This window comes from Nocardiopsis aegyptia (assembly GCF_013410755.1).
Lineage (GTDB): Bacteria > Actinomycetota > Actinomycetes > Streptosporangiales > Streptosporangiaceae > Nocardiopsis > Nocardiopsis aegyptia.
The window spans coordinates 3,080,357-3,096,357 of the sequence record NZ_JACCFS010000001.1; the positions used below are offsets into that span (position 1 = coordinate 3,080,357).

At 67.6% G+C, this 16,001-nt stretch carries 11 protein-coding genes; 1 reads left to right on the forward strand and 10 read right to left on the reverse strand.

Going from position 1 to position 16,001, the window contains the following annotated elements:
* Positions 1–91: 91 nt before the first annotated feature.
* The 9 genes from HNR10_RS13875 to HNR10_RS13915 all read right to left on the reverse strand — a co-directional run bounded on the left by HNR10_RS13875 (position 92) and on the right by HNR10_RS13915 (position 13,573).
* Entirely contained in the window at positions 92–742 is a 651-nt protein-coding gene (locus HNR10_RS13875; protein ID WP_179823786.1) for a collagen-like domain-containing protein, read from the reverse strand.
* Positions 742–1,743 carry a hypothetical protein gene (locus tag HNR10_RS13880; protein ID WP_179823788.1) on the reverse strand — a complete coding sequence of 334 codons (1,002 nt, stop codon included), beginning with the start codon at positions 1,741–1,743 and terminating at the stop codon, positions 742–744. The genes HNR10_RS13875 and HNR10_RS13880 overlap by 1 nt, the downstream gene beginning before the upstream one ends.
* A 114-nt stretch (positions 1,744–1,857) precedes the next feature.
* A complete protein-coding gene (locus HNR10_RS13885; RefSeq protein ID WP_246406214.1) occupies positions 1,858–3,642 on the reverse strand; it encodes a phage tail tip lysozyme in 1,785 nt (594 codons plus the stop codon).
* A gap of 166 nt (positions 3,643–3,808) precedes the next feature.
* On the reverse strand, positions 3,809–5,104 hold the full coding sequence (locus HNR10_RS13890) for a hypothetical protein (RefSeq protein ID WP_246406216.1): 1,296 nt from the start codon (positions 5,102–5,104) through the stop codon (positions 3,809–3,811).
* 165 nt (positions 5,105–5,269) lie between these two features.
* Positions 5,270–5,602, reverse strand: coding sequence for a hypothetical protein (locus HNR10_RS13895; protein ID WP_179823792.1), 333 nt, complete (start codon positions 5,600–5,602; stop codon positions 5,270–5,272).
* Positions 5,603–5,829: 227 nt separating this feature from the next.
* Positions 5,830–9,048 carry a hypothetical protein gene (locus HNR10_RS13900; protein ID WP_179823794.1) on the reverse strand — a complete coding sequence of 1,073 codons (3,219 nt, stop codon included), beginning with the start codon at positions 9,046–9,048 and terminating at the stop codon, positions 5,830–5,832.
* A 23-nt stretch (positions 9,049–9,071) separates the two neighbouring features.
* Entirely contained in the window at positions 9,072–11,426 is a 2,355-nt protein-coding gene (locus tag HNR10_RS13905) for a V-type proton ATPase subunit G (RefSeq protein WP_179823797.1), read from the reverse strand.
* Between the two features lie 114 nt (positions 11,427–11,540).
* Complete coding sequence (locus HNR10_RS13910; RefSeq protein WP_179823799.1) at positions 11,541–12,407, reverse strand: hypothetical protein; 867 nt, start codon at positions 12,405–12,407, stop codon at positions 11,541–11,543.
* 557 nt (positions 12,408–12,964) lie between these two features.
* Positions 12,965–13,573, reverse strand: a complete 609-nt coding sequence (locus tag HNR10_RS13915) for a hypothetical protein (protein WP_179823801.1) — start codon at positions 13,571–13,573, stop codon at positions 12,965–12,967.
* 277 nt (positions 13,574–13,850) lie between these two features.
* Between HNR10_RS13915 and HNR10_RS13920 the strand changes: the two genes are divergently transcribed.
* The gene (locus HNR10_RS13920) at positions 13,851–14,942 is read left to right on the forward strand and encodes a DUF418 domain-containing protein (protein WP_179823803.1); all 1,092 of its coding nucleotides are present in this window, start codon (positions 13,851–13,853) and stop codon (positions 14,940–14,942) included.
* 34 nt (positions 14,943–14,976) lie between these two features.
* Here HNR10_RS13920 and HNR10_RS31980 read toward each other — a convergent pair whose 3' ends face one another.
* Complete coding sequence (locus HNR10_RS31980) at positions 14,977–15,816, reverse strand: CPBP family intramembrane glutamic endopeptidase (RefSeq protein ID WP_179823805.1); 840 nt, start codon at positions 15,814–15,816, stop codon at positions 14,977–14,979.
* Between the last annotated feature and the right edge of the window lie 185 nt (positions 15,817–16,001).

The following is a 16,001-nucleotide window of genomic DNA, read 5'->3' on the forward strand; positions in this document are numbered from 1 at the left end:
CGTATATCAGCATAATTTTAGCACTGCAAGACGGTGGCCCGTTCGCACCGAGCCACTGGTCGGACCGCTGCGGCACAAGGTCAGCGCCGGATCAGTCGGGGCCGGCGGAGCGCACCGGGGACGTGGAGGCGTAGCCCTCGACGCCCGAGACTCCGCCGTCGCCGTCGGTGGCCAGCAGCACCGTCGCCGTGCTGTGGGCGTCGGCCTGCCCGTCGTCGGAGGTGGTCCGCAGCTCGGCCAGGACCAGGTAGGAGTACTCGGTGCCCTGGACCGACAACACCTCGCTGTGGAAATCGCTCACCCGGGAGTCGAGTCCGAGCAGGTCGATGAGCGCGTACTCGTTGCCCTCCCGGTCGACGTTCATCGGCGCTTCGGGCAGGAACTCGGTCATGAACGCCGAGTCCGCGTCGAGTCCGTAGACGGTCATCATGGCGCTGCGCGCTTCCTCGTACTCGGCATGGGTCTCCCACGTCAACGCGGTGTCCAGCATGTCGGCGATGAGTTCCTCGTCGGTGTCCAGCCGTGCGGTGTCCGTGCCCTCGACCAGGCTGACGACCTCGTCCTCTCTCTCGCCCTGTGCTTCCTCGAGCTCGGCTGTGCGCTCCTGGAGCTCCGCGATCTGTCGCTCCTGGTCGGCGAGGGCCGCCTGCTGCGCACTGTGCGTGACGCCGAAGGAGCCTCCCGACACCAGAAGCAGACCCGCCGCGGACAGCGGGAAGGCATTGCGGCTGACGAACCCCATCAGTCCTGGCTCTCCTCGCCCGGCTCCGCCTCGCGGACGGGCCGGTCACCGATCGTGGTCTGGCCGAAGTACAAACTGTGGAACGCCTCCGTGTCGGCGTCGTAGGTGCCCCGGGCCCAGGCCAACAGGTCGCCGCTGGACTCGTCGCTGTTGAGCCAAGCCACGCTGACGGTCCCCGGGGACTCGGCTCGGGGCGTGGCGGAGACCAGCTCCCAGGAATTCAGCGAAGCGTCGGCATACCGACCGCGGTGCTCGTCGGCGTAGCGGATGTACCAAGGGGAGAGCACGTCGATCTCGCCGGGGCCGTGGGGCACGTCCACGCCGGGGCGGTAGGCGTCCTCGCTCTCGACGATCCGGGCCGACTCGTCGAAGTAGTCGACAAGCTCCGCGCGGTGTTCGGCCAGGGGCACGAACGCCTCGCCACCGTCACTGTCATCGGGCAGCTCGGCCTCGTTGAGGTCGGCCAGAATCTCCTGGTAGGTGTTCTGGAGTTCGGCGACTTCCTCGCCCTTCTCCCTGGCCTCGTCCGCGGCCCCGTCGAGTTGCTCCTCGAGCGTTGCGGTGTCCTCCACATCCCACGAGGCGGCCTCCAGCTCCCGGATCTCGCCTTCGAGCGAAGCGATCTCCAGGTGGTTCTCCTGGCTCTGGGCCTGCGTGGTATCGCTGCTGGTGGCGGCCAGTGCCCCGGTACCGATCACACCGACGATCAGGGCCCCGCCCAGGCTCATCCGCATGGCCTGACCCGTGTCGCGGCGCGGTGTCCGGCCGCTGTTACTCCGACCCCGGCGGTCACTCCTGCGCTGCCGCCGGTCGGCGCGACGCTGACGCAGCATTTCCTGCACGTCGTCGCCGGTCATCCGTCTGCGGTTGGCACGCTGCTTGGCGTGGTAGGCGTCGAAGCGCTCCATCACCTCTTCACGGTTCATCTCGCGCCAGGGCTTCTTCGGGGCCACCTCACGCGAAGCGCCATCGCCGCTGTCGGGTACGCCCTCGTCGGCCATCACCGCGCTCCTTCCCTGCTGGTGTCCGGTCCCCCGACGTGGGGAAGGCCCCGGCCCGTTCCACCGTTTCTCTTCGCTTGGCCGTCCGTCCTGTGCCCGGCGGCTCGACCCCGGTCAGCGGACATAGCTGATGTGGACGTGGTCGAAGTGATTCTCGGTCAGACTGCCCCTATCCGGCATTCCGCACCATTTGCCGCCGGGAACATCGGGGACGTCGTTGTACCACTCGGGCCAGCGGGGTTCGCTCCCCGGGCGTTCGCCTGCACAGGCACTCCAACTCGGGTTCCAGATCGACTGCTTCCAGATCACGTACTTCACACCCAGGCTCTCGTGGTTGGAGATGTACCACAGCGCAAGCTGGTCGCCGGCAGCATCTTCTTCCGCGGAGCCGGAGGTGCCAATGGGGGAGGTCATCAGATCACATGCCCGTCCCGATCCGTGGTCGCCGGCGGACGACCGATAGCAGTAGGCCGAGCCGGCCTTCGTCCACTGCGCGCCGGGAAAGGCGCGGATGGCCGCGTCCCTGCTCGCGCACGACAGCGGAGTCGCCGTGGTCGGGGTCGTGGTCTCCTCGCACGAGACCAACCCCCCTGCGGCCATGCCGGACAGGTCGGGGACCTCGCCCACCGCGCCGCTGAGGCTGGTGACGTCAGCGGTTCGGCACTCCTGCACCGCTGCGGTGCGGCGGTTCTGGTTGGCGACGTCCACTGTCGCCTCGGCCTGCTCCAGGATGGAGTCGGCCCGGTCCTCGTCGGCTTCCCAACCGTCCAGCTTGGCGAACCACACTTTGGCGTCCTCCTGACGCTCGGTGAGTTCGGATTCGATTGTCAGGCCCTCCCACTGGAACATCCAGTCCTCGGTCGACTGCTCGACCGAGCCGGAGGGGTTCTCGATGAGGTCCTGGACGAACTGCACGCGAACCGGATCATCCTCGGAGAGCATGAAAGTCAGCTGGGTCTCCAGCTCGTACCACTCTCCACCTGTGCTTTTGGCGTAGTCGGTGAGCAGCTTGTTGCGGCCGTTGGTCCACTGCCCCAGTCCGATACCCACCAGGTCGATGTCGGGATAGTCCGCGGCGTAGTCGGCGTCGATCAGCTCGACCTGGAAACCGTTCTCCTCGGCCTCCCGCGTACGAGGACCGACCTCGTAGGGCTCGTTGTAGATCGTCTCGACGGTGGTCGGGTCGATTCCCGACTCGTGTTGGAAGTTGGCCAGGACACCCGCGATGTTCTCGTCCTGCATGCCCATGCCCGCCAGGATCGAGTACACCTCCTCGGCCGTCGCCTCCATGTTCGCGGAGGTGGCCCCCGACTCGGTGTTGCTGTCGATCTCGCGCACGGTCTTCTCGGCCTCGGCACGGCAGTCCGCCGGCATGGCGTCGCGCTGGGCAGTGGTGGTGTTCTCCCGGGCGGAGTAGACCGTACCGGTGACCAGTGTGGCCACGGCCAGGAGGCTCGCGCCCACTGCGGCGGCGGCACCGGTGACCGCGCTGATGGCTCCGCCCACGGCCCCGGCGATCGCTGCGCCCACGGAGAGGGCGAAGCCCACCACGGTCTTGACGACCGTGAGAATCGCCATCCAGATCATGTTCAACAAGTTCATGACCATGGCCAGCATCGCGGCGAACATGCCCTTGAGCCAGTTGAGGAACATCAGGAGGACCATGAGCTGGGCGCCGACCCCGACAGCGGGGACGGCGGCAACCGCGCCCGCGCCCTTGGCGACGCCCTTCGTGTCGGACTCGGCCGCGCCCTTGGCCGCCTCCGAGGTACCGCCCGCGCCGAGCTTCGGGCCGGTGTCTCCCGCCGGGCCCTTCGCTGCGTCGGCCCCCTGGTCCGGCCCCGCCGCACCGTCGCCCTTCGCACTGGGTCCACCGGCCGGGTCACCCGGGTCGGGCAATCCCTTCCCGACGGCCTGACCGACCTGGTCCGACGCGCCCGATCCGGAACCCGGCGGCTGCATGCCCCCCGCCCCGCCACCAGCGAAACCCGCCATCGTGTCCTTGCCTCCCGCCTCTCGACGTCCTCGTCCGTGTGATCGACCCCTCGCCTTGCGCCGCTCGGCGTCAGTACGTGAGCAGGGCCTCCTCGCCCGCGTTGACCGATCCGGCGGATTCGACGCTGCGCAGCGCTACCTCCAGTTCCAGCAGGCTGCTCAGGGAGTCGACCTGGTAGTCGGTCTTGAGGCGGTAGTAGTCCTGGTAGGCCTGCGTGGTGTTGTTCATGATGTTGCGCAGCGGGTCCATCGCCTCGCCCGATTCCCGGTACTCCTTCAGGTCGCTGCCGTCGGTCAGCCTCCACTCCATGTCGTTGACCGCGAACTGGGAGTTCTCCTCGTCCTCGGCACGGGCCTTGTCGCTCAGGAACGTGACGTAGGAGGTCTCGTCCTCAGGCATGAGCGCGTCCAGGTAGCCCTCCTCGACCGAGCCTGAGCGCCAGTCGAAGTCGTAGCCGCGCGGGTGCACCCAGTCGGTCTCCAGCGCCAGAGTCGACTCGGTCTCGGCGTCGGCCGCCTCGCCGGTGACGGCGTCGCCATCGACCTGCAGCGGCACCTCGGGCGGTTCGATGAACACACCGTCGACGTTGATCCGGTTCATCTCGCCGTCGTACTCGTCGATCCGGTTGAGGGCGGCGCCCATCTCCATGAGCTGCTCGTCCATCGCTTCGTGGAGTTCCTCCTCCTGCTCTGCGACGACCAGCTCGTAGTACAGATCGGAAGGGTCGATGCGCGCGCCGGCCAGCGAGGCCGCCTCCTCGGTGCCGGAGGCTCCCGGGTTGAGGAACAGCCGCCACTGGTCGAACTCCGCGAAGGAGCCGTCGCCCTGCAGGTCCTCCCGGAGTGCGCTCCCCGCGTCCTCCTGGTAGACCAGTTCGCTGTTGGCCCGCAGGGTCAGGCTGATGATCTGCTGCTCGAACGGTGCGTCGGAGTCCAGGACCACCCCGAGGTAGCCGGTGGAGCCGAACACGACGATCGAACCGGTGATGGTGGTCTGCAACGGCTGGGTGTTGAGCTGTTCGTTGGAGCCGGTGAGGAACGCCTGGTAGTTGACGGCGTCGGTGGAGAACGAGCCCGCGTCGGAGTCCCGGAACCGCATGAGGACCAGGGCGCGGGTGCCCTCCTCGTTGGTGTAGACCCCGTCGACGCTGCCGGACAGTTCGGTCCTGGAGGTAGTGAACGACTCGGTGTACAGCGCGGTCTCGTCCAGCCGGGCCCTGTTGTTGCCGACGGCCGAGATGATGGTGCTCACCAGCAGGAGCACGAAGGTGAGGGTGACGACACTGGTGATGACCCCGAACCGCTCGATGGCGTGGTGGGGTCCCAGCTTCATCTTCGCCGCGAAGGCTTTCGTGGTCTCTTTCATCCCCATGTGCTGCAAGCCCTTTTCTGCTGCTCTGCCTTCGGGTGCACGAGGCCCACCGCGACCGCGGCGGCGCTGTCTCAGCGACGGAGGGCGTCCTCTGGACGTATGAAAGGGTCGGCGGCCCGGTGGCCGCCGACCCTCCCGCGCTCCCTGATCGAGGGTCGGCTAGGCCGTGGACCCGAAGCTCTGGAGGAGGATCATGCCGCCGCCCAGGTCCTCGATGGTGGTCTGGCCGCCCTCGGCGATGTTGGAGATAAGACCGAACCCGCCGGCCATGAGCGCACCACCGACGAGGATCAGACCGAGGATCTTGATCCAGCTCGTCTGGTCCTGTTGCGAGGCCATCAGCTTCTTGATGAGCAGGACGCCGCCCCAGATGACTCCGACGGTGCCCATGAGTGCGAGGAGGCCACCGCCAGCCGTGCTGGCGTATTCGCGAGCGTTTTCGAAGAAGGAGACGAGGTCCCACCCCGCAGCGGGGAGGTTGGTGATATTCATGCTTTTCCTTGTCCTATTCGGATCCGACGCATTGCGCACGGCGGCGGAGGGATCGGCGGGTCCGCTGGGGGATACGAGGGGCAGGGTTGATTCTAGTTGTCGGACATATCCGGAAGCAACATATTTCAGTCCGCTACTGGCTGAAAGATGAGGCTAAACGACGCACGGATCATGCCGTTGGCCACAGGACGGAAACGAGGTACCCGCCCTTGCTGCTCCATCAGTTCTCACTTCTTCCTGTTGTTGCCTCGGCGCGGCTTGCGCACGTTCCCCGACCCTTTTCCAGTCGGCTTCGGGCCGGCACCGGATTTGCCCCCGGTACCGCCGGTGGGCTTCGAGGAACCGGTACCGGGTTTGCCCCCGGTGCCGCCGCTCGCCATACCAGCGGTGTTGGAGATCGTGCGTCCGGTCTGCTCCATCTGCCGACCCTGATTCATACGACGCACGTTCTTGGGGTTGGGGTTCTGGTTGTCGAGGGACGATTTTCCGGCGCGTTCCTTGTGCTCCTTCGACTGAGCGTTCTTCGCCGTGGCCGAACCACCCTTCTCCAGGGCCTTGCCCCCCGACTCGGCCGCGCCGGCGGCGTCCCCGGCGAAGCCGCGGCCGACGGCGACCCCGGCGTGAACGCCCGCCTCAGCGCCATCCTTCACCGCGCCGAACTTGGCCGCGTCGGCCTTCCGGTACTCCTCACCGGATTCCTGTACGGACCTGGCGCCGGCCTCCAGCGGGTCGCCGGCGTCGCCGACCCTCGGGTTGTCGGGGTCGGCGGCTCCCGGAGACAACGACAGCCCATTGGTCTCGACCTGTCGGCCGAGCGCGGTCTCCCGCTCGGCGTTCCTGTCCTCGCCGCCGAGGTCCAGCCCCGCACCCGTCCGGTCGTCGCCGTTTCCGTCGCCGTCGCCCGAGGTGAGTTCGCCGGGCCCCTGCAGCGTGCCGTCGGTGTCCACGTCGCCGTCGACCTTGGTGTTGTTGCTGTTCGACGCCGACGTGCTGATCCCCTCGGGGCCGCCACCGTTGGTACCGCCCGCGTTCGGGCCCCTGCTGCTGCCCTTGGGGCCGCCACCGCCGCCCATCATCCGGTTGCCCATCGCCGCCCCGGCACCGGAGGAGGCCCCTGACGCCAGGGCCGGCATCTTTCCACCACCGCCCCCACCGCCGGGGGGCGTGACCGTGGAGTCGGTGAGCTTCTCGACCAGCTTGGTGGAGGCCTCCTCCACCGCCTTGACCAAGGTCTTGCGCAGGCGCATCGCCATGACCAGGAAAACGATGACCAGGATGATCGTCACCAGGGTGACGATCATGGTGACGAACCCCCCGGAGACCAGGAAAGCGAGCATTGCCGCCTCGTCCCCGTCGTCGCCGTTGTTGAGCGTCTGCGTGAACGGGATCTCGATGATGTTCGGGATGCTCAGGAGGAACTCCTGCACGAACTTGTACAGGAAAAGCGTGATCACGATCTCCATGATCAGCGCGATGGTGTAGATGATCACTTTCGCGATACCCGAGATCGCGCCCAGCGTCGCGAACGGGATCGCCATCATCAACTGGAAACTCCTGCGGATGTTCCCGATCACCATCGCGACGGCATAGCCGAAGCCGATGGTGACGAACGCACCCAGCAGCACCACGGCGTTGAACCAGTAGACGAAGCTCATCGTGCCGGTGCCCACCATCGACACCGAGTTGTGGATGGACCGGGTCGCCTCGCTGGTGGTCCGGCCGGAGGAGTAGGCGGTGTAGGACGTCGGCCCGAAGTCGGTGTTGAGGTAGTTGTACATCGCCAGCGGAGCCAGGTTGCACGCCAGGGGCGAACCGTCGGTGGTGGACAGGCGCAGCCCGCAGTCGCTGACGTCGCCCCTGGTGGAGAAGCTGGTCGTGGACTCCAACTGCACCTGCCACTGCCACGGCCACCAGCCGCCCTCGGTGTCGACCTCGGCGCTCGCGTCCCGGTCGGCTCTGAGGCCCGCGTCACCGGCCACCGAGAGCAGGGGGTTGCCGGCGACCCCCTCCCTTCTGTCCACGATCTCGTCCGGATCCCCGATGTAGTCCTCGAACCACTGGCGCGCGTTGCTGCAATTGTCCTTGTCGCAGCTCTGCCTGACTTCGCTGGACAGGGTCGACTTGGACTCGGTCTCGAACGACGAGGCGGACACGTGGGCGTTGCTCATGTACCGCCGGAGGATGTCCGTGACCTGGGAATACTCCGTCTCGGTGAACGCCGATTCGTCGCGCGCCAGCGCGTTCTCGCCCCACGAACCGTCGGTGCCGTCACCCAGCGGGTCGATCTGCAGGCCCATGACCTGGGCGTTGATCAGCAGCGCCAGGTCGCGCACGCTCGCCTGCGACTGGCCAGAGGGGGCGTTCTGGATGTTGTCCCATTCGATGACCACGTCGTCGCCGCCGTCCGGCACGCGTAGACGCTGCTGCATCGCCCAGCCCTCGAAGTCGACGAACGTGGAGAGCACCACGCGCGTGGAGCCCGAGTTCCCCTCGGCGGTGGCTTCGTCCATGGCGTTGAGCATGCCGGTGTACATCGAGCCGAGCAGCGGCAGCCCCAGACCGATGAAGAGCAGGCGGATGAACAGCTTCTTCAGGCCCGAGGCCTTGTCGAACTGCTTGAACAGCAGGATGCTCATCAGGAAGACACCGATGAACAGCGGGACCATGACCGTCCACGACAGTTCGACCAGCACCAGGTACCAGGAGCCGATCCATTTCGACAGGCTGGTGAGGAAACCTGGTGGCCCTCCCTCTCCGCCGACCATGCCGTTGGCGAAGACCGGATTGATCGCGAGGATCGCCGTGTAGAACAGCTTGAACGGGTTCAGCCAGATCAACGCGTCGATGAGGATCGACCACAGGGCGTCGACGGCGGCCGCGGCCGCGTACAGGATGAAGATGATCCCGCCCGCGATCACGTTGAAGAACCCGAGCGAGAGTCCAGTGCTGGTGGAGTCCAGGCCCAGCCCATTGAGCGTGGCGCCGTACAACGCGTAGTCGCGCGCACCCTGCACCCCGGTCAGCCCCGCCTCGTCGCTGCCGATCAACGTGTTGTAGCCGACGCTGTCCGAGGACTGGGCCACACGCGAGTTGAGCCATCCCATGATCGGGTTGTAGTTCTCGTCGGCGTAGCCGAGCATCGATCCGGCACTGGCCGGGTTGTCCAGGAGGTCGGCCCAACCGTCCTCGTCTTCGTCACCGCCGAGGCTGATGTCACCGCCGGGCTCCTGCGCCGTGGAGAACAGGGCCGTCATCGACGAGGAGAGCCGGTAGAACGACAGGGAGTTGAGATCCTCGTCGGTGACTTCGGCGTGGGCGGGACCCGCCAGCAGCAGGGCCAGCGGGAACGCCACCACCAGTGCCCGCAGGACCAGGCGCACGAGGGCGCCGGGACCGGCCGAGGGCAGGCCTCGCCGCCCGGCCGGGGGCGCGCCTTGCTCCAGCATCCGTTCGCTCCCTCTCACCTCGGTCACCGGCCGCTTCCCCTGCCTTCGCCCTGTCCCGACCGGCCCTGAACGCGTCCCTGCCGGCCTGCTCGACGCATCGGTTTCGCCTGTTCGGCGCGCAGCCGTGCCTCGGCCCCGTTCTGGGCCACGCGCTGGGCCCGCTCCTCGGCGATGTCGCCCTTGGCCTCCACGACGGCCGAGGACTGCTTCCGTTCGCGCTGCTTGCGCCGACCCGCCCCGATGAGCTGAGCGCGCCGATCGGCGCGGGCCGGGTTGACGCCCAGTGCCAGGTCCATGTGGAAGACGACGTTGGTGTGTCCCCGGCGCAGGTAGGCGAGGTTCTCACCGCGCGTGGTCACCAGGCGTTCCAGGTCTGGTGGGATGTCCTGGTGCAACTGGCGCTGGTACTCGGTGACGGTCGCGTCGCGCATCGGGCCGAGCACCGTCCAGTCGGCGGCGTCGAAGCGGTTGAACGCCGAATCGGCGAGCATCCGGTCGACGTCGTTGTACAGGTAGGCGACCCGCCCACCGCGCAGGAACAGGTGCCCGAACTGTTCGCCGAGGTACCCCTTGACGCGGTCGTCGATGTTGTCGGCGCCGTGGACGATCACTGTGTCGCCCAGGCCGAGGTTGTCGACCGCGAAGCCGATGACGTTGACCAGCTGGGCCATGGCCACCCCCTTGCCGCGCTTGAGCAGACGCGAGAAGTCGTAGAGCACGCGGCGGGCGTCCGCCACTCCGTCGATCTCGTCGCTGGTGTGGGTGTTGAAGAGGTCACCGTTGTTGTCCAGCAGGTCCTTGAAGACCAGGCGCAGGATGTTGTAGGCGTGCAGCGCCTCGTCGTCGCGGGCGGTGGAGTTGGCCAGCGCCCGGTACTGGGTGTCGAAGTAGGTGACGATGTCCTGGAGCCGCGGCACCTGGGTGTGCGGGACTCCCACCACCCGCAACCGGTCCCGGTTGTGCTTGGCGTTGCGCGCCCACATGGCCTTGTCGATGTAGAACTGCGTCAACGTCTCCTTGAGCGCACCGCGGATGATGGAGCGGTCCTGGTCGGTCGTCTCGTAGGCCTGTTCGGCCATGAGCACGACCTTCTCCAGGTGTGCCGGGAAGATGCCGAGCTCGTCCTCCTGGGGGCCGAACATCTCGAACATGTTGATGTCGCCCGAGTTCATGTCCAGCCGGGCGGTGAGCCCGTCCAGGCGCGGGCCCAGGTTGTCCAGGCGGGCCCCGTCCAGGATGATGTGCACGGTACGGGCGTTGGACAGCAGCGCCGCCTGGGAGATCTTCGATCCCCACATGTCGGGCACGTGGGCCCGGTCCAGCACCGGGTTGACCCCGTTGTCCGCGACGACCACGTGGTGGTCGTAGGCGTTGACGTCGAAGAGCACCGCGGAGTTGTTGACGTCGCCGACCATGTAGCCGACGTACTCGCCCGCCGGGTCGTTGAGGCCGTTGGTGACCAGGGAATGGGATCCGGCGAACTCCACGCTGGTGAAGTGGAAGCCCTTGCCGCGCTTGCGCTCATTCTTGCCGAAGAGGTTGGTCAGCTCCTGGCGCTGCTCGCCGGGGTAGGCGGCGACCGTGAGGGTACCGAACCGGTCGATGTACAGGCGCCTGATCCGTTCGACGGCGTCGTCCAGGACCTCCAGGCTGGGGGCCTTGACCAGGAGGCGGTGGTGCACGTGCAGGTAGCTGGCACCGTCCTGGATCTCGCCGGCGACGATCTCCATGTCGTCACTGACCTTGGCGGCCTTGCGCCGTGAGGTCATGGTGCCGGACTGCGCCTGCTCGCCCTCCTCCAGGCGGTCGAGCTTCTCCGCGGTCTTGATCCGCTCCTCGATCCACTTCTCGCCCATGCGACGGACCTGTTCGAGCACCACCACGGTGACGTCCTCGGGCAGTCCGGTCGGGATGCGGTTGATCCCCCAGAACGCGGCGAAGTCATCCCGGGCGCCGTCATCGTGGAAGAAGCCGAGGACGCACGCATAGTGGCTGTCGATCCGGAAGTAGTCGCTGTGGAAGACATAGCGCTCGCGCGGTTTGACCGCGAGCAGGTGCGGGTGGTCCTCGAAGGTGCCGCCGAGCTGGCGTTCCTTCTTCCGCGCGGCGCGGCGCTCGGCGGCGCCCATCCCCTCGGAGGCGTCCTCGTCCCGCTCGGTCTCGGCGGCGGTCTGCTCGTCCGCCCGCCGCTCCCGCTCCCTGAGGTTGGCGAACGAGACGCCGAAGCCTCCGGGGCTCTCCACGGTCTGCTCGTCCCTCCTCGCGTCGGCGGCGGTCTGCTCCGTCCGACCCGTGGTGTGGGTGGTCCCCAGGAGAGCGCCGGGCAGATCCCTCTGCGAGGTCCCGGTCGCGCTGCCTCGAAAACGTCTACCGGCCATGCGCGCTCTGCACTTTCTCCTCGTATGTCAGGCAGTTGATCGGCTTCTTGGCGTGACCGGTCCAGCGTCCCGGCCACGGGGGTGTCCATCGGTCCGCCCGGTTGCGGAACCGCCCTACCGGTCGGCGGTGTAGACCGTCCGCAGCATGTCGTTGAGATCCTCGGCGTTGAGCATCGTCGCCTGTTTGATCATGAGGCTGGAGCCCTCGGCCTCGGCCCGTACCAGGGCGTGCGCCCGGCGCAGCGACTCCAGGTTGTCGCCCTTGATCACCAGGTACTGGTGGATGGAGGTGAACTGCCCGCCCACATAGTCCTTGAGGATCGAGTACCGCTCGTCGAGCAGCTCGAACAGCTCGGGGTCGCGGATCTCGAGGTTACGGTTGAGTATTTCCAGGTTGCCGAGCTGCCGGTAGACCCGCTGGGGCTCCTTGGTCGTGATCCAGGCGAACTCGGCGTTGGTGTCGACCTTGCGCCAGAAGGCGTCGACCCTGTTGAGGATCGCCTTCTTGTCCTCGTCGAAGACCAGCACCGAGGCGGAACCGACGACGAGGTAGGCCTGGCCGACGGTGCCGTCCAGCCATTCGATGTAGCCGGTCTCGTCGATGCTCTTGACGCCCAGTACGGAGTGGAAGCCGCTGGGATCGGACCCGCGGCGGGTGATGACGCGGCGTGCGGGCCGGGGCAGGTACTCCAGGAGCGCCGGCAGCGACGCGAACCGCATCTCCTTGGTCCTGGAGTACTGGCCGAAGAAGGCGGTGGTCGCCAGCCACCAAACGACGACCAGGAGGACGAGCCACCAGTCGGCGCTGGAGACGAACGTGGAGGTGGTGACCCAGAACAGCACCAGGATGGAAGCGGCCCAGAACAGGAGCACCTTCATCGGCAGCGGACGCATCTGCCATCCGCCGCCCGCCAGCGCGATCTCGTGGTCCAGGAAGGACCGGTCCAGGCTGGTAGGGATCTTGAAGACGCTCTTGGCCATCACTCACCTACTCTGTTTCTGCTCGTTTACGAGCATTACCCTACAGTTGCGCTCGGACACGGAACCCGTCTCCCGTAGACCTGCGCACCGACCGCCCCGGTACGTGGCGAACACCCCTCCTGGAGGGGGAACGGGTACAGCCGGGGCCTGTCGGGCCCGGTCGCCCTTGACGTCGAGCTCGGGCCCATGGACGAGCGAACCGCCGACCCTGCACGTGGTTGGGGCGGGCAGCACGACCGGACTCACAGCCATGGGGGTCCAGGCGGTGGTCACGGCGGGGTCTCCTTTACTTGACTGAGAATCCGGTGGTTCTCGACGGCTCCTGGTGAGAAGCATCCAGGCGGCGCCAGGTTGCGTGCCTCGGGCGGTCCCACTCGCTCTTCGCACTGCCATGCGAACGGAGTCTGTGGCTACTGGCCTTCGGCGTGATGAGCGGAACGCGCTGTGTACATGGCAGTCAGATGCGCCCGTCCGCGGGGAAGTTCTCGCAGCGGAGAAGACCCCCGACAGACGGCGGATCGCCACCTTCCGGGGCCGGGGGAACCTGTGCGACCGTGCTACTGGGGGATCCAGTTGCCGTTGGAGTCGAGCTGCCAGTCACGGACCTCGGTCTCATGGATGTACAGCTCGCCGCCCTGCATGACCGCGACATCGGTCCGGGCAAGGGTGATGGATTCGTCCCCGATGACCTGCGAGAAGTAGACAATCGAAGTGCTCTCGCCGTCGCTCGGCGAGGCGGCGCAGTCCAAGGGCACCACAGCGGAGCTGTAGTCCTCGCTGAGTTCGATCTCGTCCAGGGGCCGACCGGTCACCTCGAAAGCCATGCGCTCTTCCTCGTTACCTTCGAACCTGGGATCATCGGCCGTCTCCTCGATGTACGCGAGGAGGCGTTCGAGTCCGCCGTTGGCGTACGTGACCCGGTACTCCACGACGCACTCCCCGGCGTCCTCCGAATCGACCGCGGAGACGGTGACGGAATCGAACACGCGGTTCTCTGCGTAGTCCTCGTTCAGCTCGAGGAGCTCGGCGGGGACACGGAACTCGATGCTGGAGGTCGGCTCCATCATCGGCTCGGTGAACTCGTAGAGCGAACTACCGCCGGAGCAAGCGGTCAGAGCGAGCAGGGCGGAAAGACTCACAGCCGCGGGGGTCTTAGCGGTGGTCACGGTGGGGGTCTCCTTGATTTGACTGGAAATCCAGGGGTTTCGACGGATCCCAGTGTGCAGCATCGGGTTCGCCCCAGCGTGGCCGACATGGCACGCCACGTGTCCCATATCGGCCATGAGAGCCTCACCACCGCGAGGATCCCCACCTCGCGGCAACGGACGGCACATCTGGTAATTTCATCCCATGTGTGCTGGTAAACGAGCAGAAACTCCGCTATCAGGCACAACGACCGGCTCCGCCGGGCGCCTGCTCGTGCCGGACCTGGCACGAGGCGTGATGCTGCTCCTCATCGCCGGGGCCAACGCTCATTACTGGTTCCGACAGGACCAGGACGCATCCGAGACCGCTGAGAACCTCGTCGCGGGTCTGCTGTACCTGCTGGTCGACGGACGGGCCTATCCGCTCTTCGCCCTGCTGCTCGGCTTCGGTCTGGCGACGATCGCACGCCGGACCATCCGAGAGGGCCTGGCCGCCGGCCTGGACCGCGATCAGGCGGAACGGCGCGCCACGGCACGACTGCGCAAACGGGGCCTGTGTCTACTGGCCATCGGCGCCGCACACTCCCTCGTCTTCGCCCAGGACATCCTGGGAACGTACGGACTCATCACCGTGCTGATCGCCGGCATCGTCGTCGCCCGCCGCCGGCGGGCCGCGCTCTTGCTGGCCACCCTCGGCTGCGCCCTATCAACGTCCTTCCTCGCGGTCTCCGGGTCCGTGGCCGTCCTGGCCCGCAGCCACGGCCTGGCGGCCCAGGCCCTGTTCGACGAGCACCTCGCCGGGATCGCGGCCAACCTGGCGATCTGGACCGTCGCGACACCGGCGACGGTCCTGAGCTCGATGGCGCTGTCCAGCGCACTGCTCGGGGCATGGCTGGCGGGCCGGGGGCTGATCGAGCAGCCGCACCGGCACCGACGAGAACTCGCCGTCGTGGTCCTGCTCGGACTCGTCGTGCCCACAGCGGTCTTCCCGATGCTGTGGATGGGCGCGGGCGGCACGGGCGCCCTGGCACGCGTCCTCACCGCCTGGCACCAGGGTCCGGCCGGGTTGCTGGCCGGGGTCGCCTTCCTGGCTCTCGTCGCCCTGGCCGCCTCCACCCGCGCGGCGGGCGATGGAGTCCTCAGCCGGGCGCTGACGGCCACCGGGAAGCGTTCCCTGTCCGCCTACCTGTCCCAGACCGCGCTCCTGGCGCTGGTGGCCGGAGCGCTGCGCGTCCGCGGCGTCGAGTCGCTGGCCTCGGTCTGGCAGCTCACCGTCGCGGTCGTCATCTGGTCGATCTCGGTGCTCGTGTGCGCCCTGATGGAGCGGCACGGGGTTCAGGGGCCCGCCGAGCGGGCGCTGCGCCTTCTGGCGACCGCTCGCGCGCGATGATGACGGCCGCCGGTGCCGAGGGGTCGCGGCACGGTCACGGTGGAGAGGGGGCCCTCCCATCGCGGTCGTCGTTGCCGGGGGTCGGATGCAGCACCGCCAGGACCGCGGCCGCCCCCAGCAGCACGGCAGAGAACACCACGGGGGTCGCCATCGCCTCCACCAGGCGCACGGGCACCACGACCGAGGCGAGGTTGAACAGCGCGTGCAGCGCGACCACGGGCCAGAGCCTGCCGACATGCTCGTAGACGAAGGCCAGCAGCACCCCCAACGGCAGTGCCACGGCTACCTGCACGAGGTTGCCGTGCAACGCGGCGAACACCGCTGAGCTGGCCAGCGCCGAAGCCGCCACCGGCCAGCGGCGCCGCAGCAGCGGGTGGATCAGGCCGCGCATGAGGGCTTCCTCGCCGGCCGGGGCGGCCACGACCAGGGCGAGGAGCAACAGCGCCACCGGCGCCGCGTTCTGGGCGCTCTGTGCGGTGTCGAAGGCGGGCGAGCCGAGCGCGTCGTAGAGCCACACGGCCAGTGACTGGCTACCGAGGAAGCACATCACCAGACCGACGAGGACGAAGACCCAGAACCGGGGCTCCTTCGCCTGGTCCGAGACGAGCCGTGCCGACCACGCACCGAAGGTCCGGCGCCGCCAGACCGCGACCGCGCCGAACACCACGGGACCCGAGACCGCCACGCCGAGCACCGCCGAACCCGAGAGCATCCCCACCGTCAACGACACGCCGACGTAGAGGAGAAGCCCGGCAGCGCACTGGGCGATGATCGCCCACCACGAGCGGGATCGGCCGCGGCGGGCGCTCTCCGGACCCTCGGGGATCGGGCTGACGGCGCTACGGTTCAGGCGTTCGAGCACGAGGCGGATCACGTCAGCTGTGGGAGGTCTTCGGTTCGCCACGACAGTAGGTCCTCCACTCGCCGGTACTTCTGTCGGCTGGTCGGGTCACGCTCACGCGGCCGACCACTACCCGCGCGGCCGCGTAGGGGGCGCGATACAGCCTGCCGTTCCTTCGCCGTGGCCGGGTTCCCGACGCCTCACTCGTCTGCCCAGAT